Source organism: Vibrio sp. RM-41-2B (assembly GCF_024744415.1).
GTDB classification, from domain to species: domain Bacteria; phylum Pseudomonadota; class Gammaproteobacteria; order Enterobacterales; family Vibrionaceae; genus Vibrio; species Vibrio diabolicus.
On record NZ_JAMQWD010000040.1, the window covers coordinates 114,614 to 136,765 of the forward strand.

22 protein-coding genes are annotated in these 22,152 nt (G+C 44.0%); 10 read left to right on the forward strand and 12 right to left on the reverse strand.

Going from position 1 to position 22,152, the window contains the following annotated elements; genetic code table 11:
- Nucleotides 1–2: 2 nt before the first annotated feature.
- Nucleotides 3–1,403, reverse strand: a complete 1,401-nt coding sequence (locus NB463_RS18070) for an undecaprenyl-phosphate glucose phosphotransferase (protein ID WP_005392488.1) — start codon at nt 1,401–1,403, stop codon at nt 3–5.
- Nucleotides 1,404–1,827: 424 nt separating this feature from the next.
- Nucleotides 1,828–2,946, reverse strand: coding sequence for a maltose/maltodextrin ABC transporter ATP-binding protein MalK (gene malK / locus NB463_RS18075; protein WP_053809630.1), 1,119 nt, complete (start codon nt 2,944–2,946; stop codon nt 1,828–1,830).
- Nucleotides 2,947–3,618: 672 nt separating this feature from the next.
- On the opposite strand from malK, the gene malE reads away from it, so the two are divergent.
- From malE to malG, 3 genes are all read left to right on the forward strand, one after another.
- Nucleotides 3,619–4,797 (forward strand): maltose/maltodextrin ABC transporter substrate-binding protein MalE, encoded by a 1,179-nt coding sequence (gene malE, locus NB463_RS18080; protein WP_053809629.1) that lies wholly within the window; start codon nt 3,619–3,621, stop codon nt 4,795–4,797.
- Nucleotides 4,798–4,876: 79 nt separating this feature from the next.
- A complete protein-coding gene (malF, locus tag NB463_RS18085) occupies nt 4,877–6,451 on the forward strand; it encodes a maltose ABC transporter permease MalF (protein WP_053809628.1) in 1,575 nt (524 codons plus the stop codon).
- A 12-nt stretch (nt 6,452–6,463) separates the two neighbouring features.
- A complete protein-coding gene (gene malG / locus NB463_RS18090) occupies nt 6,464–7,354 on the forward strand; it encodes a maltose ABC transporter permease MalG (RefSeq protein WP_005375275.1) in 891 nt (296 codons plus the stop codon).
- Nucleotides 7,355–7,716: 362 nt separating this feature from the next.
- Here the strand turns inward: malG and NB463_RS18095 are convergent, their stop codons facing one another.
- The 3 genes from NB463_RS18095 to NB463_RS18105 form a co-directional block, all read right to left on the reverse strand.
- Nucleotides 7,717–7,962: a hypothetical protein gene (locus NB463_RS18095; RefSeq protein WP_005375277.1), complete on the reverse strand. Its 246-nt coding sequence runs from the start codon at nt 7,960–7,962 to the stop codon at nt 7,717–7,719.
- 171 nt (nt 7,963–8,133) lie between these two features.
- On the reverse strand, nt 8,134–8,619 hold the full coding sequence (locus tag NB463_RS18100; protein WP_005392490.1) for an acyl-CoA thioesterase: 486 nt from the start codon (nt 8,617–8,619) through the stop codon (nt 8,134–8,136).
- 145 nt (nt 8,620–8,764) lie between these two features.
- Nucleotides 8,765–9,670 carry a DMT family transporter gene (locus NB463_RS18105; RefSeq protein ID WP_258431303.1) on the reverse strand — a complete coding sequence of 302 codons (906 nt, stop codon included), beginning with the start codon at nt 9,668–9,670 and terminating at the stop codon, nt 8,765–8,767.
- Between the two features lie 98 nt (nt 9,671–9,768).
- On the opposite strand from NB463_RS18105, the gene NB463_RS18110 reads away from it, so the two are divergent.
- On the forward strand, nt 9,769–10,557 hold the full coding sequence (locus NB463_RS18110; RefSeq protein ID WP_258431304.1) for an AraC family transcriptional regulator: 789 nt from the start codon (nt 9,769–9,771) through the stop codon (nt 10,555–10,557).
- Here the strand turns inward: NB463_RS18110 and NB463_RS18115 are convergent.
- Complete coding sequence (locus NB463_RS18115) at nt 10,552–11,469, reverse strand: M14 family metallopeptidase (RefSeq protein ID WP_053809625.1); 918 nt, start codon at nt 11,467–11,469, stop codon at nt 10,552–10,554. The genes NB463_RS18110 and NB463_RS18115 overlap by 6 nt on opposite strands.
- Nucleotides 11,470–11,641: 172 nt before the next feature.
- On the opposite strand from NB463_RS18115, the gene NB463_RS18120 reads away from it, so the two are divergent.
- Entirely contained in the window at nt 11,642–12,547 is a 906-nt protein-coding gene (locus NB463_RS18120; RefSeq protein ID WP_053809624.1) for a DUF808 domain-containing protein, read from the forward strand.
- A gap of 98 nt (nt 12,548–12,645) precedes the next feature.
- On the opposite strand, the gene pyrC is transcribed toward NB463_RS18120, so the two are convergent.
- Together pyrC and NB463_RS18130 are read right to left on the reverse strand one after the other, a co-directional pair.
- Nucleotides 12,646–13,674 carry a dihydroorotase gene (pyrC, locus tag NB463_RS18125; RefSeq protein WP_048625318.1) on the reverse strand — a complete coding sequence of 343 codons (1,029 nt, stop codon included), beginning with the start codon at nt 13,672–13,674 and terminating at the stop codon, nt 12,646–12,648.
- 155 nt (nt 13,675–13,829) lie between these two features.
- Nucleotides 13,830–13,994 (reverse strand): YqaE/Pmp3 family membrane protein, encoded by a 165-nt coding sequence (locus NB463_RS18130; protein WP_005375297.1) that lies wholly within the window; start codon nt 13,992–13,994, stop codon nt 13,830–13,832.
- 267 nt (nt 13,995–14,261) lie between these two features.
- On the opposite strand from NB463_RS18130, the gene NB463_RS18135 reads away from it, so the two are divergent.
- Nucleotides 14,262–16,079, forward strand: a complete 1,818-nt coding sequence (locus NB463_RS18135; RefSeq protein ID WP_258431305.1) for a hybrid-cluster NAD(P)-dependent oxidoreductase — start codon at nt 14,262–14,264, stop codon at nt 16,077–16,079.
- Nucleotides 16,080–16,161: 82 nt separating this feature from the next.
- On the opposite strand, the gene nadE is transcribed toward NB463_RS18135, so the two are convergent.
- Entirely contained in the window at nt 16,162–16,992 is an 831-nt protein-coding gene (nadE, locus tag NB463_RS18140) for an ammonia-dependent NAD(+) synthetase (RefSeq protein ID WP_006742205.1), read from the reverse strand.
- Between the two features lie 177 nt (nt 16,993–17,169).
- On the opposite strand from nadE, the gene NB463_RS18145 reads away from it, so the two are divergent.
- Together NB463_RS18145 and NB463_RS18150 are read left to right on the forward strand one after the other, a co-directional pair.
- Nucleotides 17,170–17,703, forward strand: coding sequence for a nicotinate-nicotinamide nucleotide adenylyltransferase (locus NB463_RS18145; protein WP_074189864.1), 534 nt, complete (start codon nt 17,170–17,172; stop codon nt 17,701–17,703).
- Nucleotides 17,704–17,717: 14 nt separating this feature from the next.
- A complete protein-coding gene (locus tag NB463_RS18150) occupies nt 17,718–18,200 on the forward strand; it encodes a hypothetical protein (RefSeq protein WP_006742203.1) in 483 nt (160 codons plus the stop codon).
- 127 nt (nt 18,201–18,327) lie between these two features.
- Here the strand turns inward: NB463_RS18150 and NB463_RS18155 are convergent, their stop codons facing one another.
- On the reverse strand, nt 18,328–18,936 hold the full coding sequence (locus NB463_RS18155) for a hypothetical protein (protein ID WP_006742202.1): 609 nt from the start codon (nt 18,934–18,936) through the stop codon (nt 18,328–18,330).
- A gap of 191 nt (nt 18,937–19,127) precedes the next feature.
- On the opposite strand from NB463_RS18155, the gene NB463_RS18160 reads away from it, so the two are divergent.
- Nucleotides 19,128–20,237, forward strand: coding sequence for a 1-acyl-sn-glycerol-3-phosphate acyltransferase (locus NB463_RS18160; RefSeq protein WP_005392503.1), 1,110 nt, complete (start codon nt 19,128–19,130; stop codon nt 20,235–20,237).
- Between the two features lie 74 nt (nt 20,238–20,311).
- On the opposite strand, the gene NB463_RS18165 is transcribed toward NB463_RS18160, so the two are convergent.
- Complete coding sequence (locus NB463_RS18165) at nt 20,312–20,911, reverse strand: hypothetical protein (protein ID WP_031780261.1); 600 nt, start codon at nt 20,909–20,911, stop codon at nt 20,312–20,314.
- A 317-nt stretch (nt 20,912–21,228) separates the two neighbouring features.
- Between NB463_RS18165 and NB463_RS18170 the strand changes: the two genes are divergently transcribed.
- Complete coding sequence (locus tag NB463_RS18170) at nt 21,229–21,501, forward strand: YnjH family protein (protein ID WP_047008434.1); 273 nt, start codon at nt 21,229–21,231, stop codon at nt 21,499–21,501.
- A 74-nt stretch (nt 21,502–21,575) separates the two neighbouring features.
- Here the strand turns inward: NB463_RS18170 and NB463_RS18175 are convergent, their stop codons facing one another.
- On the reverse strand, nt 21,576–21,875 hold the full coding sequence (locus NB463_RS18175; RefSeq protein WP_074189865.1) for a YfcZ/YiiS family protein: 300 nt from the start codon (nt 21,873–21,875) through the stop codon (nt 21,576–21,578).
- Between the last annotated feature and the right edge of the window lie 277 nt (nt 21,876–22,152).

Sequence of the window (22,152 nt, forward strand, 5' to 3'; positions counted from 1 at the left end):
CCTTAGTAAGCGTTAGCACCAGTGAACCCTTTGAAAACGGTCATGAAGATGATTTTGATGTCCATCCAAACCGACCAGTGGTGGATGTAATCCAAATCAAATTCGACTCTCTTTTCCATTTTTTCTAAGGTGTCGGTTTCGCCGCGATAGCCATTAATTTGCGCCCAGCCAGTAATGCCTGGTTTTACTTTGTGACGTAGCATGTATCGGTCAACAATCTGGCGATACTCTTCATTGTGCGCCACGGCATGAGGGCGTGGACCAACAATAGACATGGTCCCTTGCAGTACATTGATAAATTGAGGCAGTTCGTCCAAAGAGGTGCGACGCAGAAAACCACCAAAAGGCGTAATGCGTGGGTCGTTCTTTGTCGCCTGTTTCACGTGAGGGCCTTGATCCATAGTGGTCATTGAACGGAATTTCCAGACTTCAATCTTGCGTCCATCGAGGCCGTAACGATGCTGTTTAAAAATGACCGGACCTTTAGAGGTCAGCTTAATGCCAATCGCAATGGTGAGCAGGACTGGAGAGATCAAGGCTAAAATAATGCTCGAAAACAAGATGTCTTCAAACCGTTTTACCCAGGAAGAAATTCCAGCAAATGGCGTATCAAATACGCTGAGCGTTTGAACTTGGCCGATTTGCGCCCAACGAGAATGCAAAAGGTTATAGGTAAAGAAGTCAGGAATCAGATACGTATTTGCGGTGGTGTCTGAGAATTGGTTAAGAAGCGATGCAATACGTTCTTTTGCGTGCATTGGCATTGCGATATAGACGTAATCCACTTCTCCTTTCTTGGCTCGCTCAAGAGCGTGGTCAACTGCCCCTTTAATAGGGTAAGCAGAATTTGGCAATCTGTCGGAAGAACGCTCATCGTAAAAGCCATCAAAAAGTACACCGTGTTCAGTGTGGTTTTGAATTTCATTAGCGAGGGTAATGCCGTGAGGAGTTTGGCCGATGATTATTGCAGTACGAGTGTTGAATCCTTTTTTTCTTAAATAGGCTAATCCGGTACGGAATGTCACTCGCCATGCCAAAAGTAGAGCGGGCGTAATCGCAAACCACAATGCCAGAATAGTGTTATCAAATAAGTCATAGACTTCCGAAAAATACAGAACAATAAAGATAAGCGCGGAAGTTACTGCCCAGGCAACACAGACAATAATCATCTGCTCTTTAAACGAACTGGTTCGCCAAGAGCGGTACAGATTGCCGCTTTCTGCCATAAATAGAAAGGAGATGCCTCCAACAAAAGCCAGTATGACGTAATCTTTCCCCATCGCAGTATTCATGTCTTTGAACACTAAAAGCAGCATAAAAGAGACGATGACAGCAAGATCTGAGATGCGATATAAAAAAGCGAACTCCATCTCGTGAGAGCGGATAAGTCCTTTTTGTTTCATGACTCAGTTTCCCTTCTTACACGCTACCGCCCTTGGGTGTCTCCCCCAATTGCCGTGTCGTGAGCGTTATTAGTAGTTGGTGAACAGAGCATTCTGTTGAATGCTTCTGAGTTTTTTGTCACGTGTAATTTCGTTGATAAGTGTAAAAATTTGCGTTGTTGAGGTAAGTGGAAATAAGAATGAAATTTAGACCTTTGGCTAAGTTTGGCGGGTTAGGAAAAAGCTGGTACTTACTCATGAGGGATGAGGAAAAGTATTAAAAATGAAGTATCAGTACAAAGACAATGGTTTATGTAAAGGTAGAAGAAACGGGTGATCTTATTCTTTAACGATTAATGATTTAGTATCGAATTACTGATATTTATTAGGATAAAAAAAATCCCTCTCAAGTGAGAGGGATTTATTGTGAATCAGGACGAATGAATTATTCGACTTCTACGCCGTTTTCTTTGTATAGGCGGCGGCATGCACGACCATCACTGTGGAACAGGTGACAACGGTGTGCTGGAATACCAATCTCGATTTTATCGCCGGTATCGACTGCGAGCGTGTCAGGCTGACGGAAAATAACGTCCGCGTCCGCACCTTCTAGGTTTAGGTATACTTGAGTTTCGTTACCGAGCTTCTCAACAATCATCACTTCACCGTGAATGCTTGCATCAGCATCAGAAGCGGATAATAGGTGCTCAGGGCGAATGCCTAAAGACATGCGGTCGCCACGGTTAACCGTCGTGCCATCCACTGGAATCCAGAAAGATACGCCATTAGATAGTTGAACTTTGACGCGCTCTGCTTCTACTTCATCAATGAATACGCTCATGAAGTTCATTTTCGGAGAACCGATAAAGCCTGCTACAAAGCGGTTTTGTGGGTAATGGTAAAGCTCAAGCGGCTTACCAACTTGCGATACATAACCGCCGTCTAGTACAACGATTTTATCTGCCATTGTCATTGCTTCTACCTGATCGTGCGTTACGTAGATCATGGTACAACCAAGTTGACGTTGTAGCTTAGTGATTTGCGCACGCATGTTTACACGCAGTGCGGCATCCAAGTTTGATAGTGGTTCATCCAGAAGGAATACATTAGGTTGCGATACCAGTGTTCGACCGATAGCCACACGTTGACGCTGACCACCTGAAAGCGCTTTTGGTTGGCGTTCAAGTAAGTGGCCCAATTGTAGAATTTCTGCAGCTTGCTCAACACGTTTGTCGATTTCTGCTTTGTCTGCTTTTGCTAATTTTAAGCCAAATGACATGTTGTCATATAAGTTAAGGTGTGGGTAAAGAGCGTAAGACTGGAATACCATACCAACACCACGTTTGGATGGTTCGACGTCATTCATGCGCTGGTCACCAATATACAAATCACCTGAAGTAATGTCTTCAAGACCGGCAATACAACGTAAAAGGGTAGATTTACCACAACCTGATGGACCTACGAAAACAACAAATTCACCTTCGTTGATTGTTAGGTCTACGTTCTTAGAAATCAGTACGTCGCCATACGCTTTACAAACATTTTTTAACGTGACACTCGCCATGTAGCTCGTCCTCGATCAATTTTTTATTATTCACCGCTCATCATTATATGAATTATCTAGCGAGCAGTAACAGTAGGAATCGGTAAGTTATTGCGGTTGGTAAGAAAAGTAGGGTAGCACTTCAATAAAATGTCCTGAATAGAAGTGCTACCCATCATAGCCAAGTACGAGTTTCTCTCCCCCACATTATTCGTGTTGTCTCCCCCGTGAAATAATTACCACAAACAACACCAATAATGACATTCCACTCGTCTGGCAATGCAAAACCAGCAAATCTTTTTCCTAATACGTAGGCACTGCTGGGAAAGGGTTCTTACCATCCACTCTTGGATGACTGAAGTTTGTAAGATTGTGCGAGGTGCGACATCCTCCTAATAGAAATAATTGTAGGGGGAGTAGGTAGGGAGGAGTAAAAAAGGAGGAGGAATAAAGCAGTTGGTCGGAAATCACATTATTGCACCACCTAAAGTTGAAACCGATCACAGGAAGTATCCGTTTTGTGATTTGAGTCTCTTACCCTTGGCGATTTAGATCACGAAAATACGTCATAATTGTAAGGGCGTAGGGATTAGGAGGATGAGACATATTGGATTATTTCAGATGATATATGTCGAAATACGGCTGAACCTCAATGGACTAGCCCTACATCAAAAATATAAAAAGGATACGAACATGAAAAAGTTAAGCGCTGTAGCACTAGGTACTCTTGTTGCTTTGGGTTCTTTTGGTGCTAATGCTGCCATCGAAGAAGGACAACTTACTATCTGGATCAACGGCGACAAAGGTTACAACGGCCTTGCTGAAGTTGGTAAAAAATTCGAAGAAGACACTGGCATTAAAGTGACAGTGGCTCACCCAGATGGCCTTCAAGACAAATTCCCTCAAACTGCAGCGACTGGTGACGGTCCTGACATCGTATTCTGGGCTCACGACCGTTTCGGTGGTTACGCAGAAGCTGGCCTGCTAGCAGAAATTAAACCTTCTAAGAACATTCAAGAAGGTATTGTTGATTTCGCTTGGGATGCTGTACGTTACGACGGCAAACTGATTGGCTACCCAGTTGCGGTTGAGTCTCTATCTCTAATCTACAACAAAGACCTAGTTCCAAACCCACCGAAGTCTTGGGAAGAAGTTGCAGCGCTAGATGCAAAACTTAAAAAAGACGGCAAGTCTGCAATCATGTGGAACCTAAAAGAACCGTACTTCACTTGGCCACTAATGGCTGCTGATGGCGGCTACGCGTTCAAATACACTTCTGAAGGTTACGATATTAAAGACGCTGGTATCGCGAAAGAAGGCGTTAAAGACGCAATGAGCTTCGTAAAAGGCTTGGTAGACAAAGGCGTGATCTCTGCAGATATGGACTACTCAGTATCTGAGTCTGCATTCAACCAAGGTAAGACAGCGATGACGATCAACGGTCCATGGTCTTGGGGCAACATCGAGAAGTCTGGCGTTAACTACGGCGTGACTACGCTACCTAAGTTCCAAGGTCAATCTTCTAAGCCATTCGTTGGTGTTCTAACGGCTGGTATCAGCACTGCGTCTCCAAACAAAGACCTAGCGGTTGAGTTCATTGAGAACTACCTACTAACAAACGACGGCCTACGTATGGTTAACAACGATAAGCCTCTAGGTGCGGTAGCGCTTAACTCGTTCCAACGTGAACTAGATTCAGATACTCGTATTGCTGCGACAATGGACAACGCGATGAACGGCGAAATTATGCCAAACATTCCTCAAATGAACGCATTCTGGGGCGCGGCTAAGAACGCAATCATCAACGTAGTTGATGGTCGTCAAACTGTCGATGCAGCATTGGCAGACGCAGAAAAACAAATGACTAAATAATTAAGTAAGACCTTTTTAAGGAGGGGGCAACTCCTCCTTACTTTTCTATATTTATTCTATATTCGCTAGCAGGTTCCCTATGCAGTCAGTTCAAGGTACAAATGCTATGACAGCACCAGAAGCCAGCCTTCCGAGCAGCAAAAAAGTGTTCATGAAATGGTCACTTTTAGGCACAGTCGGCATTATCAATGGCTACGCAACAATCCTTATGTATTCACGCGGTGAGATTGCGTTTGCACTACTTACGATCATTCTTACCGCTTTAGCGTTGTTCATCTTTGGTAGTAAAAAGACGTACGCACACCGTTACATCTACCCTGGTATCGCAGGGATGATCCTTTTCATTCTTTTCCCTCTGGCGTACACCATAGGTTTGGCGTTTACCAACTACAGCGCGAAAAACCAACTCTCTTTTGATCGTGCGCAGAGCGTACTATTGGACAGAACTTATCAAAGTGGTGATAGCTACCCGTTCACTTTATATAAAACGGATCAAGGACATCAGCTTGTGGTTGAAAAAGATGGTGAGCTACTTGCTACGCCCACTTTTCAACTAGATAGCCTTTCAGCATCGGATCTTGACCTGTCGCCAATTGAAGAAGCTACGGGCGAGAAAGAATCAATCAAGACGATTGTTAAGAGCCGTAATACGTTGAGCAGTGTTGATTTGCATCTGCCGAGCGGTGAAGACATCCGTATGAGCGGGTTACGTAAGTTTGCGGCAGTTGTGCCTTTGTACACGCTGCAAGAAGACGGTGAAATGCTTTACAACAATCGTACTGAAGAGACGTTACGTCCAAATATGGAAGTAGGTTACTACCAACCTGTCGATGAAAACGGTCAGTTTGTTGGTAGCACAGTGTCTCCTGGCTTTGTGGTGAATATTGGCACGCACAACTTTGAGCGTGTGTGGAAAGATGATGGTATCAAAGAGCCGTTTATCAGTATCTTTATCTGGACGATTGTGTTCTCGGCACTCACCGTACTATTTACGCTTGTAATTGGTCTTGTTCTAGCAAGTGTTGTTCAGTGGGAAGCATTAAAAGGCCGCTCGGTTTACCGACTCTTACTGATTCTGCCTTATGCGGTACCGGCGTTTATTTCTATCTTGATCTTTAAAGGTTTGTTTAACCAAAGCTTTGGTGAGATCAACATGCTTCTGGAAGGTTTGTTCGGTATTAGCCCAGCTTGGTTCTCAGACCCATTCATGGCGAAAACCATGATTCTGATTGTGAACACGTGGCTTGGTTTCCCTTACATGATGATTCTATGTATGGGTCTACTAAAAGCGATTCCTGATGATTTATATGAAGCGTCAGCAATTGATGGTGCGAACTTTATTACTAACTTTACTCGTATCACGCTACCAATGATGTTGAAGCCGTTAACACCACTGTTGATTGCGAGCTTTGCCTTCAACTTCAACAACTTCGTGCTTATCCAGTTGTTGACAGGCGGTGGTCCAAACATGATTGGTACGTCAGAACCTGCGGGTTACACAGACCTATTGGTAAGTTACACCTACCGAATCGCATTCGAAGGTGCGGGCGGTCAAGACTTCGGTCTAGCAAGTGCAGTAGCAACACTTATCTTCCTATTGGTTGGCGCATTGGCACTTATCAACCTACGCGTAACTAAAGTAGCTCAGGACTAAGGAGAAATTACAATGGCAATGGTACAAGGTAAGTCATTAAAGTATCGTGTTTGGGCTACTCATATTGCGATGTGGGCATTCTTGGCACTGATTATTTTCCCTTTACTGATGATCATCGCGATTTCATTCCGTGAAGGTAACTTTGCAACGGGTAGCCTGATCCCAGACAACCCAACGCTTGATCACTGGAAATTGGCATTAGGTTTCTCGGTGACTAACCCAGACGGTACAGTTACACCGCCACCATTCCCAGTCATGACATGGCTGTGGAACTCAGTAAAAGTGGGTGGTATTTCTGCAATCCTAATCGTGGCGCTATCAACCACATCAGCTTATGCGTTTGCTCGTATGAAGTTCAAAGGTAAGAACACCATCCTAAAAGCGATGATGATCTTCCAAATGTTCCCTGCGGTATTGGCATTGGTTGCTCTATACGCGTTGTTCGACAAATTGGGTCAGTACATCCCATTCCTTGGTCTCAACACGCACGGCGGTCTGATCTTCGCTTACTTAGGGGGTATCGCCCTGCACGTTTGGACGATTAAAGGCTACTTCGAAAGTATTGACTCTTCGTTAGAAGAAGCGGCGGCACTGGATGGTGCGACACCATGGCAAGCATTCCGTTTGGTATTGCTTCCATTGTCTGTGCCAATCCTAGCGGTAGTATTCATCTTGTCGTTCATCATGGTAATTGGTGAAGTTCCTGTAGCATCACTACTACTTTCTGATGTAGACTCGTACACACTTGCAGTGGGTATGCAGCAATACCTATATCCACAAAACTACTTGTGGGGTGACTTTGCAGCAGCTGCTGTACTTTCAGCAGTGCCAATCACTGCCGTATTCTTACTTGCTCAACGCTGGTTGGTTGGTGGTCTAACCGCTGGTGGTGTGAAAGGATAATCTCTTGTGGTCTGAGATTGATAAGAATAACTAGAAAAGGGCGACCACATGGTCGCCCTTATACGTAGCATGGATATTACAATTTTGGTTTGGCCGCCGATCAGTAATATCTTGGCTTTTATTGGCGTTACGCATAGCTGGCTGTTAGCTTAGTTCCTTACGATTCAATCACTAACAGTTTTTGTAACCATAACCTGAGTTTAGACTCAGGTTTTTTTATACCTGTTAAATACAGTTGTTCAATAAGCAGGTAAAGATTAGCGGCTTTGAAATGGATTACACAGGGCTTGAATAATGCCCTGCGTAGCACTTCACATAAATAACCTGAGTTCAGGTATCAGTAAAATTGAGGTAGGTAAGGATTAAAACTCTCGACTGGAGGGGGCACATCCAACGTATTGAAGCAGCGTGTATAAGCTTTCTTGCTGTAGTGCGACGCGACGAAATAAATTTGCAAAGGTGACATCACCGCCAAAGCAGGTTTGAATGTAATGGTTAATTTCTGTTTCGTTATACCCCTCGACGTACATGGTTCTTACCCACTGGTACTCGACCGCTTTTAAATTGGTCAACGTCTCTTCACTTAAGGTCGTTTCTTTTAGTCTCAAGATCCAAACTCTATCCAACTCCAAAATAGTGGATGGATTTAAGCAAAGCTAGGTGAAGGATTTATGACAGAGGAGGCCGAGTGTGAAGCAAATGGCAAAACCATGATGTTGCTCCACACTCTGGATATAAGTAACGTTGAGGTAGTCAATAGCGTTCTTAACGGATGTAGGTTACTTGAGATACTTTACGTGCGCTTCCATCTCTTCCCCGATTTCTTTGCGCATGTTCATAAGGCGGATAGCGGATTGTTCCAAGGCTTTATCTTCATCAGATTCTGGAACCCATTTCGGCACGTCGGTTGGTTTTCCGTTCTCATCTACAGCAACCATAATAACGATACAGTGGGTGGTGAGTCTGTTTTTCATTTGCTTTGGGTCACTGGCTTGCACGTCAATCGCGATGTGCATTGAGCTTCGTCCGGTATAAATGACTTTCGCACTAACTTCGACTAAGTTGCCGACATGAATCGGCGCAACAAAACGAATACCACCTGCGTATGCAGTAATGCAATATTTGCCACTCCACGCTGCAGAGCAGGCGTAGGCTGCTAAGTCGATCCATTTCATTACGGCGCCGCCGTGCACTTTTCCGCCGAAATTGACGTCACTGGGTTCTGCTAAAAAGCGAAGGGTAATGTCTCTTTGACCACTGCTCATCTGTCTTTCCTTGATGGGTTATTGTTTTCCCAATTTAGCAGTAAGATGAATTTTCGGGAATAGCGAATGAAACAAAATATTAACTTTTATTCGAACGCTGGAAGTGACAAGCCACAGCGTAGCTCTGTGGCTTGGGGAACTGGGATTAATTGGCGGTGGAGGCAATCTCAGAATTGGGCAATGGCTTTCTGTGTCGTATTTTTATTTGCGACAGGATAACGCCAGAGATGACTAACAGCCCGCCAATAATGTGGTAAGCGTAAATTTTCTCACCAATCAACGTTGAAGCAAGTACGACAGAAACCACGGGCATTAAGTTCATGAACATGGCACTTGAATCAGCGCCAATTGAATCAATCGCTTTCACCCACATTAACGGCGCAAAAATGGAAGCCGCAATGCCAGCATAGGCGATTAATGGTAGCGCGCCTTGGCTTGGTAACAGTTGCTCACTAGAGAGCCAGAGTGGTGTAAGCATCACAACCGAGAAGAAGCCTTGCATGTAAACCAGAGTCAAACTACTGAAAGGCATCTTCCAGCGTTTTAGCAGCACGCAGTAAGCCGCGTATACCATGGCTGCAATCAGCATAAGGCTATCACCTTGGGTCATGTCTTGATGTAAAAAGTAGGTGATATCACCATGACCAAGCATAAACGCCAAGCCGCCGAGCGAAATCACACCACCGACGATACTTAACATTGATACAGACTTGCCTAACAGAGGAACACTTAAAAACACACTGATCAAAGGAACCAAAGAGGTAATCAGTGCCATGTTGGAAGCCGTTGTCGTTAAACCAGCGTAGTAGCCAAGTGATTGGTTGAGCACCATGCCAAGTAACGCAAGAAATGCCAGCTTAGTTAAGTAAGGTCGAATAATGTGTCGTTGTTTGATGATCGCAGGCAGACAAAATGGAGCTAGAAGTACCATTGCGACAAACCAACGATAGAAACTCATCGCACTTGGTTCAATGGCGCTTGCTGCCATCTTATTCACAATTGAGTTACCACCCCAAATCATAACGGTGAAAAACGGAAGTAAATAAATCATGAGAACCCTATAGCACAATTATTGATGGCGCTAGTCTGGCAGGTCTTTATAATAAAAAGTATCTCTTAAAAGACATCGTAAGCGATAGGAAGACAATTTTGAAAAAGAGCGCCAGAAATCTTCATCCCTCATTATCAATCGACCGCGCACCATCGGATGTATTTATGAATTTTGAAGCCTTTCTCTCTAATACAGAAACGCGAATTCATAGCCATCCTTGGGGGCAAGTGCAGCTGATCAGCGGTGGGATCCTAGAGATGGATGCAGAAGATACAAGATTTCTAGCGCCTCCGCATCTTGCAATTTGGGTTCCTGCTGGTATCCGTCATACTAGTTACAACCGTAAACCTATCGAATATTGTTCTTTGAACATTGCCCCTGAATTGACGGCGCACTTTCCTACCAAAACGAGTCTGATCAAAGTGACTCCAATTGTGTCGTCCATTATTGAGGACTTTCGTCAACGAGACATTAACGTGGCGCAAAGTGATGAAGACAAGCGATTGGTACAAGTGTTATTGGACCAGCTTGCAAAGCAAGAAGTCGAACATCACTTTTTACCGACAACCGACAATAAGTATCTTGAACCGATTTTAAAAGCAGTAGAAGAATCGCCGACGGATGAGATCAGTTTGGCGGAGTGGGCGACAAAAGTGCATACCACAGAACGCACGTTAGCGAGACATTGCCAGAGTGAGTTGGGCATGAGCTTTACTGAGTGGCGCTTACGTGTGCGATATTTACATTCTATGGAGTTGCTGCGTAAAGGGCAGACCGTAAAGGAAGTCGCGTTGACGTTAGGTTATAACCAAGCTAGCCCTTTTATCGCAATGTTCAAGAAATACTCCGGCATGACACCGGAGCAATATAAGAACCGCTTATTATAACTGAGCCAGAACGTAATTCAGACCACCGACCACGGCTGCAACTTGCGCATCGTTGCACTCTTCGTCGGTCACCGTTGGGCTGTCTGGGTACACTTCCGTTGTCGTGCCGTAAACGCAATTTGTTACGCCGCCACACAGACCCAGCTTCACCATTGGGTAGTTGATAACGCCAAACTGTACGACTGGTGAACCAATGATTTCGCCATTTTCATCTGCAGGTGCAATGTGAGTCACTTTCGCAACCGATTCAATCACCGCTTGTTGAAACTCGGGTTGAGGGTTTTCACTATCTCCAACTGTGTAAAAACCGTCTGGGATCATGCCCTCGATGTACTCAATGCCATCACGAGCGGCAAGCGCAGGACGGAACTCTGTTTCATCGGAGTCTGTCGTCTCGTGCAAATCAATGTGCATTAATACATCGCCTAATGTCGCAACGAGCTTCATGAGGTTGGCAGATTCTTCGGCAGGGCTATCCTTATAGAAAGAGCGGTTTGGATCAATCGCGTTTGGGTTCCAGCGGTTGATCACCTCGTAACCCCAAGGGCTCACGCAAGGTGCAACGACAATATTGAAATGCTCTGCGTAGCGCTCTGCTTCTGTTTCTACAAACTTTAAAGCGCCATGTACACCACTCGTCTCGTAACCGTGCACGCCACCTGTGACCAAAACAACAGGCTTCGTTGAATCCCAATTGCATGTTTTGATACAAAACAGAGGGAAACGTGCCTCGTTGTATGAGAGCGCACCATATTGTTCAACATCAAAACGCTCGCGTAGGGCATCGATTTTACTGACGACTTCATCTTGGTAGCTACGTTTTACTTCTTGCGTTGCTAACCAAGCTTTACGTTCCTCTTCGCTCCAAGGTTGGCCAGGGGTACCGATTGGGTAAATGTATCCACTTTTCATCTATACTTTTTCTTTTGACTGCAGAAAGGTACCACAAGACTAGACCTGTCTTATCTTAACGGCAATATAAAACACCATTTGGCATAGTATTCTTTGCAAAATCATCACTTTGATGAGTGATTTATTGGTGTTACATTTTGTTACTTACTCAATTTCATATAAGAGACAAAAAATGGCTGGAGCAAGTTTACTCACACTGTTGGATGATATTGCCACGGTACTCGACGATGTCGCCTTAATGTCGAAAATGGCGGCAAAGAAAACCGCTGGTGTGTTGGGTGATGACCTAGCGTTAAACGCTCAACAAGTGTCTGGTGTTGCATCTGAGCGAGAAATTCCAGTGGTTTGGGCGGTTGCGAAAGGCTCGTTCAAAAACAAATTGATTTTAGTTCCTTCAGCATTGCTAATTAGCGCGATTATTCCATGGCTTATCATGCCACTATTGCTAATTGGCGGCTTGTTTCTCTGCTTTGAAGGGGCAGAAAAGGTGCTTGAGAAAGTATTCTCTCACTCGCATCCGCACGAAGAAAAAGAAGAGTTAGTTAATACTGGCGAGTCGATAGAAGAGTATGAAAAACGCAAAGTTGCTGGTGCGATTCGAACGGACTTTATTCTTTCAGCGGAAATCATTGTGATTGCGTTGGGTACCGTGACTGGGGCGAGCCTTGTGACGCAAATCTTAGTGGTGAGCTTAATTGCAGTCATCATGACCATTGGTGTTTATGGCTTAGTAGCAGGCATCGTGAAATTGGATGACTTGGGCTTCTACCTTGAAATTCGCTCAAAAGGTAAGGGCTGGATGGCGAAAGTCGGCAGTGCTTTAGTTGCTTTTGCACCAAAGCTGATGAAGTTGTTAACGATTGTGGGAACTGCCGCGATGTTTTTAGTCGGCGGGGGGATTGTAGTGCACAACGTACCTGCCATTCATCACTTTGTAGAGCCGATTATTATGAACTTTAGTGGTCATTCGGTTGCTACAGCGATTCTGCCTATTTTGCTTAACGGCATTATCGGCTTTGTGGCGGGGTTGATTGTGGTTGCTGTGTGGGCTGCTGTAGAAAAAATTCGCGGCCACTAGTAATCACAGCCCAAAGCAAGACAAGAACAACAAGGGTCATGACTTCTTTTCACAGAAAGGCATGACCCTCTTTTATGGATGGAACGTCAGTAAAGTGGTTACTTCACTTTCCACTCAATTTGTTCATTTGCTCGAATAGGCACAACGATATCATTGCCAAATGGCATCGTTTCCGGCACATCCCAAGCGGATTTTTCTAACGTTACCGTATCTGTGTTGCGCGCAATGCCGTAAAAATCAGGACCATTGAAGCTTGAAAACGCTTCCAAGTTTTCCAGCTTGCCTTCATTCTCGAATACTTCTGCATAAAGCTCTAGCGCTGCGTGTGCAGTGTAAGAACCAGCACAACCGCAAGCGGACTCTTTTGCCCCTTTCGCATGTGGTGCCGAGTCTGTACCTAGGAAAAACTTCTTGCTACCACTAGTTGCTGCTTCGATCAGCGCTTGCTGGTGGGTTCCGCGCTTAAGAATTGGCAAACAGTAGAAATGAGGTTTAATACCACCCACAAGCATATGGTTACGGTTGAAAAGAAGATGGTGAGCAGTGATGGTAGCAGCTACGTTATCTGAGGCGTTATTAACGAAGTTTGCTGCGTCGGCGGTAGTGATGTGTTCTAGAACGATTTTAAGATTAGGGAAGTCATTGACGATAGGAGCGAGGACAGTATCAAGGAATTCTTTCTCTCGGTCGAAGATATCAACATCGTGATGTGTTACTTCGCCATGAACCAAAAGTAACATTCCGACTTCTTCCATCGCTTCGAGAACGTGGTAAATGTTCTTCGCATTGGTCACACCGGAATCTGAGTTTGTGGTAGCTCCAGCAGGATAAAGCTTGGCAGCAACAATGTTTCCGGTGGCTTTAGCCTTACGTATTTCATCTGGTGTGGTGTTGTCTGTGAGGTAAAGCGCCATCAAAGGTTCAAACTGTTCGCCATGTTGCTCTTTTAGAATTCGGTCACGGTAGGCTAGGGCGAGCTCAGTTGTAGTAACTGGTGGGACGGTATTTGGCATGATCAGCGCACGGCCATTGTAGCGGCTGATGTCGCGAACGGTGTCTTTAAGAACTTCCCCATCGCGTAAGTGAACGTGCCAGTCGTCAGGACGAGTGATTGTCAGTGTTGTCATTAATTGCTCCCACCATTGAAAAGTTGTCTGATTGGAGCCCAAGCGCCGTATTTGCTTTTGAGCAAACGCTTGCGCTTAGGCGACAGGATGATAGAGGAATTGCCCTCACATTTCATCCCATTTTTCACTTTTCTACAGAGTGAGAGTGTAAGTGATTACTTCATTGTTAACCAAAGCGCGTGGATCGTACCCGGCAGAAAGAAGAAACACGTCAATATTAGGTTAATCAAAAAGTCTTTATTTAGACCTTTCTCCATAAACACCGCGACAGGCGGAAGAAAGATACATAACAAAATCAGAACCAGTTTTCTTGTATCCATAATTAAGCTCCAAATCAATAAATGGGGGCAGTGATAACTCAGATGAATTATGTGTGCCGTATCACACTTTATCAAACGGTATTTGGTCAGAACGGTGTTAAAAAACGCGAATATTGAGTGTAGTAAATACTTGTCACTAAAACCAAATTTATAAGAATATGGTTTCGAGAAAGTTGCGATGGATGAAGAGGCAGTAGACTCTGCAACTTAATGTGATTTGAGTATACAATACCGCAACAAATAAAAAACACCCGTAGGAAGAAGGCCATGTCGCAACCCGTTTTATCCCAAATTAATGTTTTTCCGGTTAAGTCAGTTGGCGGATTATCGCTGTCATCCGTATGGGTTGAGAAGCAAGGATTGAGCTTCGATCGTCGTTTTATGATTGCGAAAGCTGATGGCTCGATGATCACTGCGCGAAAGTATCCGCAAATGGTAACCATTAAGTCCGCCTTATTATCCGATGGGGTTGTGTTTAGCAGTTTGGGGATGGAGCCGCTTAAAATCCGTTATCAAGACTTTAAAATGCAGGAAACGCCAGCAACAGTTTGGAAAGACACCTTTACTGCATATACCACCACAGATGATGCAGATGATTGGTTTAGTCGTGTATTGGGTCAACGTGTTGAGTTGTTGTTTAGTGGTGAGCAATCGAATCGTGTTCGCGAAAAGCTAGGACAAAACGTTAGCTTTGCCGATGGTTATCCGGTGTTAGTGATCAGCCAGGCTTCCCTTGATGAACTGAACCGAAGAAGCTCTGAGCAACACTCTATGGATCAGTTCCGTACTAACTTAGTGGTCTCTGATACCAAGCCGTTTGAAGAAGATTCATGGAAGCGCATACGAATCGGTGAGGTAGAGTTTGAGTCTCTCAAACCTTGCGAGCGCTGTATCCTGACTACGGTGAATACTCAAAGAGGCACGTTCCGAGAGAGCAAGGAGCCACTTAAAACCTTACAACAGTTCCGTGCAAATGATGTCGGTGGTGTGTTCTTTGGTCAGAATCTTGTCGCGCGAAATGAGGGCATTATTCGTCAAGGCGATAAAGTTGAAGTATTGGAGTATAAAGAACCGGAGTTTTACGCGGATAACTCGCCAGTGCGCATGACGTTAACATGTGTTGAGCGTGAGGAAATCGCCCAAGACTTCGTGACCTTATGGTTAGAGCCAAACAAAGGTTCTTTGCCTAATTACTTGCCAGGACAACACCTGCCAATAGAAGTGAATATTGATGGTAAGAACGTGGGTCGACGTTATACCTTATCATCCAGCCCCTCTCGTCCGGGTCGCTATGCTATTTCTGTTAAGCGTATTGCTGGTGGAAGAGTCTCTAATTCGCTCTTAGACAATTTACAAGTCGGTGATGTTTTAGAGGCAGAACAACCTGATGGCCAGTTCCACCTAAAAACGCATGAAGCGCAGCCTCTGCTCTTACTCTCTGCAGGCAGTGGAGTAACACCAATGCTATCGATGGTACGTTTCTTAGCGGATCACAATCAGTTGGAGAACGTGGTTTTCTACCATCAATGTCGTACCGAAAATGATATTCCTTGTCGCTCAGAGTTGGAGCAGTTAAAGCGTAAGCACCCGGGGTTAGAAGTGAAAATCTGCTTGACGCAGCCTGCCGTTGATTGGTTTGGGTTAAAAGGGCGTTTAAGTTTGTCACACATTAAGCAAATCAAAGATGTTGAACAGCGCCAAGTGTTTGTGTGTGGTCCTGATGGTTTTATGGAGAAAGCGAAAAATCTCCTACTAAGAAAAGGGCTGCCAGAAGAAAACTACCATCAAGAAGCGTTTGGAGTATCTTCAGTCACTTCAAGACCAGAGAAGAGCATAGCGATCGATTTTAATGGGGCGAAAGTTGTAGGGAATAATCAGAAAACGTTGTTAGATCAGCTTGAAGACGCAGGAAAGGTTGTTAGCAATAGCTGTCGTGCTGGCTTATGCGGCGCGTGTAAGGTTCAGCTTACGTCGGGTCAAGTGCATCATCCGGACGTGCCTGCGTTGACAGATGAGGAACGTGCGATAGGAACCGTATTGGCGTGTTGTGCTGTTCCAGAGACGGACGTGACGGTAACAAACTAAGCGAGAAGGCTCCCCGCTTCTCAATAAAAACGCTGCTAATTTTAGCAGCGTTTTGAGTTTTAAAGGGAACGGAAAATATCGCTTAGTCGTAAATCGTTGGGATTGGCTGACGTTTGTGCTGCGTTGCTTTGTAAATCGCTACCAGACGATCACTCACTTGCTGTGGAACGGGTTTGCCTTCTAAGAAGTCATCGATCTGTTCATAAGTTAAGTTCAGAGCATCTTCATCTGCTTTTTGCGGCTCTAGTTCTTCTAGATCTGCCGTTGGTACTTTCTTAACAAGTAGTTCTGGTGCGCCTAATGTTGCAGCCAACTCGCGAACTTGACGCTTGCTTAAACCAAATAGAGGGGCAAGGTCGCACGCGCCGTCACCAAACTTAGTGTAAAAACCGGTGATGTTCTCTGCTGAGTGGTCTGTTCCCAATACTAAGCCGCCAACGTAACCAGCGATTTCATATTGTGCAATCATACGAGCTCGCGCTTTTACGTTACCTTTTACGAAATCAATTTTGTCGGCTTCAGTCGGAAGCAGGCCCGTCCCTTGCAACGCGGTATCAGTCGCCGCATGCAAACCGTCAACACCATCTTTAATGTTCACAGACACAGAGTGTGTTGGCTTGATGAAAGAGAGTGCCAGTTGCGCTTCATCTTCATCTTTTTGCTCACCGTAAGGCAGACGTACTGCGATAAACTGATATTTGTCAGTACCAGATTCCGCATTCAATTGTTCTACTGCAAGCTGGGCAAGGCGACCTAACGTGGTTGAGTCAACACCGCCACTAATGCCAAGCACCAGTGACTTACAACCTGCTTCTTGTAGCTTACGCTTAATAAAAGCAATACGGCGTTCAATTTCAAAATGCGGATCAATTGAAGGGAGTACACGCATTTCATCACGGATGGATTGTTCCATTTAGGGTTCCTTTTCCTGCAAATATTTCAGACACCAAAGCCCGCTTGATCAAATGGTGATAAACCATGCAATTGAGACTGATAAACACGACTTTAGGGTCAAAAGCTGTAAAGATTAGTAGTATCATACCGAAATCATCAGATTAGAAAACTCTCTTCAACCAGGTAATCACCGGATATGAAAAAAATCGCCATTTTTGGTAGTGCATTTAACCCACCTAGTTTAGGGCACAAAAGTGTTATTGAGTCATTGAGCCACTTTGACCTTGTGCTACTTGAACCTAGCATTGCACACGCTTGGGGCAAGAATATGCTCGATTACCCAACTCGGTGCAAAATGGTTGATGCATTCATCAAAGATATGGGGCTTTCTAATGTTCGGCGTTCTGATGCAGAGCAAGCTTTGTACCAACCCGGACAAAGTGTGACAACCTATGCGTTGTTAGAAAAAATTCAAGAAATCTACCCAACAGCCGATATAACTTTTGTCATAGGTCCTGATAATTTCTTCAAATTTGCTAAATTTAGTAGAGCAGAAGAGATTATGGAACGTTGGACTGTTATGGCGTGCCCTGAAAAAGTAAAAGTCAGAAGCACGGATATACGTAACGCATTGGTTACGGGTGAAGATATAAACGCCTACACAACCCCGTCCGTCTGTGAATTGTTGCTTAACAAAGGCTTATACAAAGAAACATTATCTGGGAACTGAGAGGTCAGATTTTCATGGTCAGATTAGCCGTATTTAGTGCATGTGCGCTGCTTGTGGTCACACAAGCTCATTCTGCGTGTAACTATTTTTCTGATCGTTCTGTTGTGTTTGAAGATAACACCCTTCCTATCTGTGAAGAAATTTTAGATTCCATTGGCGTATTAAGTACGGATGCGTTGATTTGGTATGCTGCGGAAGCGAAATTCGAAGGGCCAACAGAAAACTATTGGGAAGAGTGGGCGATTAAGCCGGAAGACACACCACTCCTAACCCAAAATCTAGAAAAGAATTATTTTGGGCTTGGTTTTTGGATGCCGGAAGAGCTCCGAGACGAAGAGAGCAAAATGGACACAGAAGAGTGGCTCCGTAGTCATGGCCTGATGTTCAGCGTGGGTTTTGGTGATAAATCCGACGGACAGCCAAGAATGCGATTTGATTATCGTTGGCACGAATATTACGACGCTGACTGGATGATGCAGATTGAAGTTCCCTTCTAGTCACCTTGAGCGAAAATAAAAAGGGCGTACATCATCCATGTACGCCCTTTTTATTTTTATCTGAGTCTCTATTTTCTGCGCGCGTCACTCTGCGTAATACTGAAAAGATGGCTCGTTAGAATGCGAGTTATAGCGCTTCTCCAAAGACCAAAAAGCAAAGTTGCTCATATTCTTCTGTGTTACCCGCAAAAAGCGTATCGACAATCTGCTCTTTTTTCTTTCCCGACAGCTTCATTTTTCTTGCTTCACGGAGTGTCAGTACCAAGCACAGCTCCTTAGAAATGTCCATGTCACAACCAGGCGTCCACTGATTGATGGTTTTTGTTAACGTTGAGTGCGCTAGTTTCGGAGAGAGAGTCAATACTTCATGTCTTACTACCGTCAGTAGATCGGTTTGCAGATCTGAGCGCTCGGCTGTTGTTGCTAGTTTCTCGACGAGGGCTTTTAGCAGCGGTGAAGGTTTCACAAAACCTGCTTGTTGTGAGAAGTCATCATTTAAACGCACAGAAAAATCACAACGATATACACGAGAATTAGGTAAAAAGGTGAGGGAGCTCAAACATCCTTGAGGAATCCAAAAATATTGGCCTGGTTCAATGGCATACTCCTGCTTACCCAATTTAATGACGGCTAACCCTTCTACGACAGACAGTAGACTGTGCTTCAGTGCTTTTTTGCGCGCAGCTACTTCAAGAAAGGGGTATTTAGCGTCGTGAAATTCAATTGCGTAGTTCATTATGAGTACCAGTGTTTTTTGGCGCTAAGGGTAACGTTAAACCTATACGATTCCAACCAGCTGAGAGAATTTTTTAGCATGAGAAATTGTAGCCTAACTGGTATGACCATGTTAAAAGTATGGGTTGAAATGCTGCTTGTCAGCAAAACTATGCGTAAAATGTGCCAGCTTTTTTTGATATGTAATGAACAATGACTGCCAATACCGATCCTTATATTGAAATTCGTCCTTACAATGACGAAGAAATTCCAGCAGCGCTGGATCGTCTAATCCAAGATGATGAATTTATCACTGCTATTCTCGATCATCGCTTTGCTAATAAAGCAGCGTGGTTTAAAACGCTAATGAGCCCGATCCTGCGCATCTACCTGAAAGCTAAATGGAGCAAGCTTGATTCAGTAGAAGCGATTCAGATTGAAGTGAAGAAGTATCTGAAAGATACATTGAATAAGACAACGGATGGCGTCACTTTTTCTGGTTTGGATAAGCTGGATAAAAACACGTCGTACTTATTCGTTTCTAACCACCGTGATATTGCGATGGACCCTGCGCTAGTAAACTATGGCTTGTACCAAAGTGGGCACCGTACAGTTCGTATTGCGATTGGTGACAACCTGCTGAAGAAGCCATGTGCGACAGAATTAATGCGACTCAATAAAAGCTTCATCGTTAAGCGCTCTGCTAAGGCGCCTAGAGAAATGATGAAAGCATTAGGACAACTGTCGAGCTACATTAAACACTCGCTTGATACCGGTAATTCAATTTGGATTGCCCAAAAGGAAGGTCGTGCTAAAGATGGAAACGACTTTACTGATCCTGCGATTTTAAAAATGTTCCATGTTGAAGGCCGCAAGCAGAAGATCAGCTTTGGTGAATACACGCGTTCTTTGAAAATCGTTCCTGTCTCGATTGCCTATGAAAATGATCCATGTGACATTGCCAAAGCAAAAGAGCTGTACGAAAAAGCAGAAAATGGCCGTTATGAAAAAGGTGAATTTGAAGATATCGAAAGCATCATTCAGGGCATCATTGGTTATAAAGGCCGTGTGCATGTCGCGTTTGGTGATGTGATTGAGCAAGAGTTTGAAACGCCAGAATCTCTTGCCGGTGAAATCGATCGCCAAATTCACAATAACTACAAGTTGTACCCAATCAACTTGTTAGCTGCTGGACGTGAAGATTCGAGCATCATCACAGAGGCGGTGAAACGTCATCTTGCGGATAAATTGGAGCAGTTACCTGAAGGGGCAAGACCTTATTTGGTGGCGAGCTATGCCAACCCAGTGAACAATCAAGAGTAGTATTCATCGCTGAACTTGATGGATTATGAACGCCTTAAAGCCTCGGTTTTCCGGGGTTTTTTCTTGTTTGCTTTTTAAGGAGCAACGGCCCCGCCAAGGGTTAAATTGCTAGGCCACTTGGTGATCTTGTTACCACCTAAAAAGATATTCCCTTTCACCGTCATCGTGTCTGGAAATACTTGTAGCGCTGATCCTCCTATATAAAGGTTACCATCAACCACCAATCCTTCAGGAAGAGCAGAGATAGGAGTGCGAATAACACTTAAATCGCCTTTGACTCGAAGTTTAGCTGGGAGCGTTTTTAATGGTGTATCCGTCAAGTTCAGATAACCGCCGAGTTTGATGCCCCTAGGCCAGCTTTCGATCTTACTACCCAGTAGGTTCGCATAACCTTTTATCTTTGTACCTGAGCGAATGGTTTTGAGTGCGCTGTTGGTTGCTTCCAAACTGCCTCCAACATCAAGCCCTTTAGGCAGCTTTTTGATCGGGGTTTGCGAGATATTTAAGTTGCCTTTGACCACTAACCCAGAAGGTAATTGGGTGTAAGGTTTGTTTCGTAGATCAAGATTACCGTAATTATCGGTGTGACCAAACTTAGAGTAGTAATCTAGCTCATATGCGAAAGATGGGAAGCAGAGCAGCATCAAGGTAAGGAAAAGGGAAACAAAACGCATAGCCAGAGACTTAGTTAAACATAGAGATCTTAAGTGCTCATCTTATACTTAAATAGACTCATTATGCATACTTTGTTAACAGTTTTTGATTTTTAGCCCAAGAACTTCAAATTAGGGCTTTATCTGAAAGCATACACGCTCTCACGATGCCGAGTTGCTTCAGTGTGCAAGTTAGGGAATGATTAAGTGATTGATTATATAGTTTATTTAAAAGTAAATGTGAGAAAAATATCAGTAGAGATATGAAGAATATGAGATTCTGCCAAGAACTGAACAAGCGTCCTTGTTAGTATCATGAGCGTCTGAGGGAGATTTTCATGAAGTTAAAAAGAGTGTCTATTTTTGCCGCTGGTGCTGTAGTAGTACTACTATCTGGGGCCGCTTTTGCTAAATCATACAGTACGCCAGAAAGCAAAGCGCTGGTGGTCGCTGACGGCAAGGTAGGTCAGCGTATCTGTTACTACGATGATAAAGCCTACACCACCGGAGCCGTGATTAATGTTGAGGGTGTATTACTGATGTGTACAGCTGAGAACGATTTTGAAACGAATGGTTCGTTAAAGTGGGTGGTATTCAAAAAAGATAAATAAACGCCAAAAAACGGTCTGTTTAATATTAGGATAACGGAAAAATAAAAAAGCGAGCACAGAGCTCGCTTTTTCCATTAACGCGCGATTGAGCGAGTTTTTAATTCAAAGATAAGCTTTTCAGCACTTACTTCAAATTTGAATCGAGCCGTCGCTTGGTTTGACTCTTCTGTTATTTCAGAAACATTGTATTCAACATCAGCACATACTGATTTAGCGAGCTCAATGTATTTTTGTAGTTCAGACTCTAGCTCTGTTTTTGTCTGTGCGAAAACCGTTACGTCGGCAACTTCGTCACCTTCTTTGATGATGAAGCCAATCTCGCCCGCGCAGCCGCAAGCTTCACATACTTGGTTTTTTTCTAATTCGACACTCATAACGAATCCTCTTGTAAATACTAAGGGTATTCTATCAGGTATTTGATCTGTATCTACAAAAATGACGAGTTTTGAATAAAAAAAGAACAGAATAGGCGCTTGTTAAGTAAGGGTTAAAGATTGGATTACTAAATCATCAAGAACGTTAATGTGATATATATCAACATTTAAAATCAATTAACGAACATAGTGACGAGATTTCGCTCAGCCCAGTTGAACTAATGGACAATTTATAAGACTATTTCTTGATTGATTATTTTTAATAATTATCATTCTT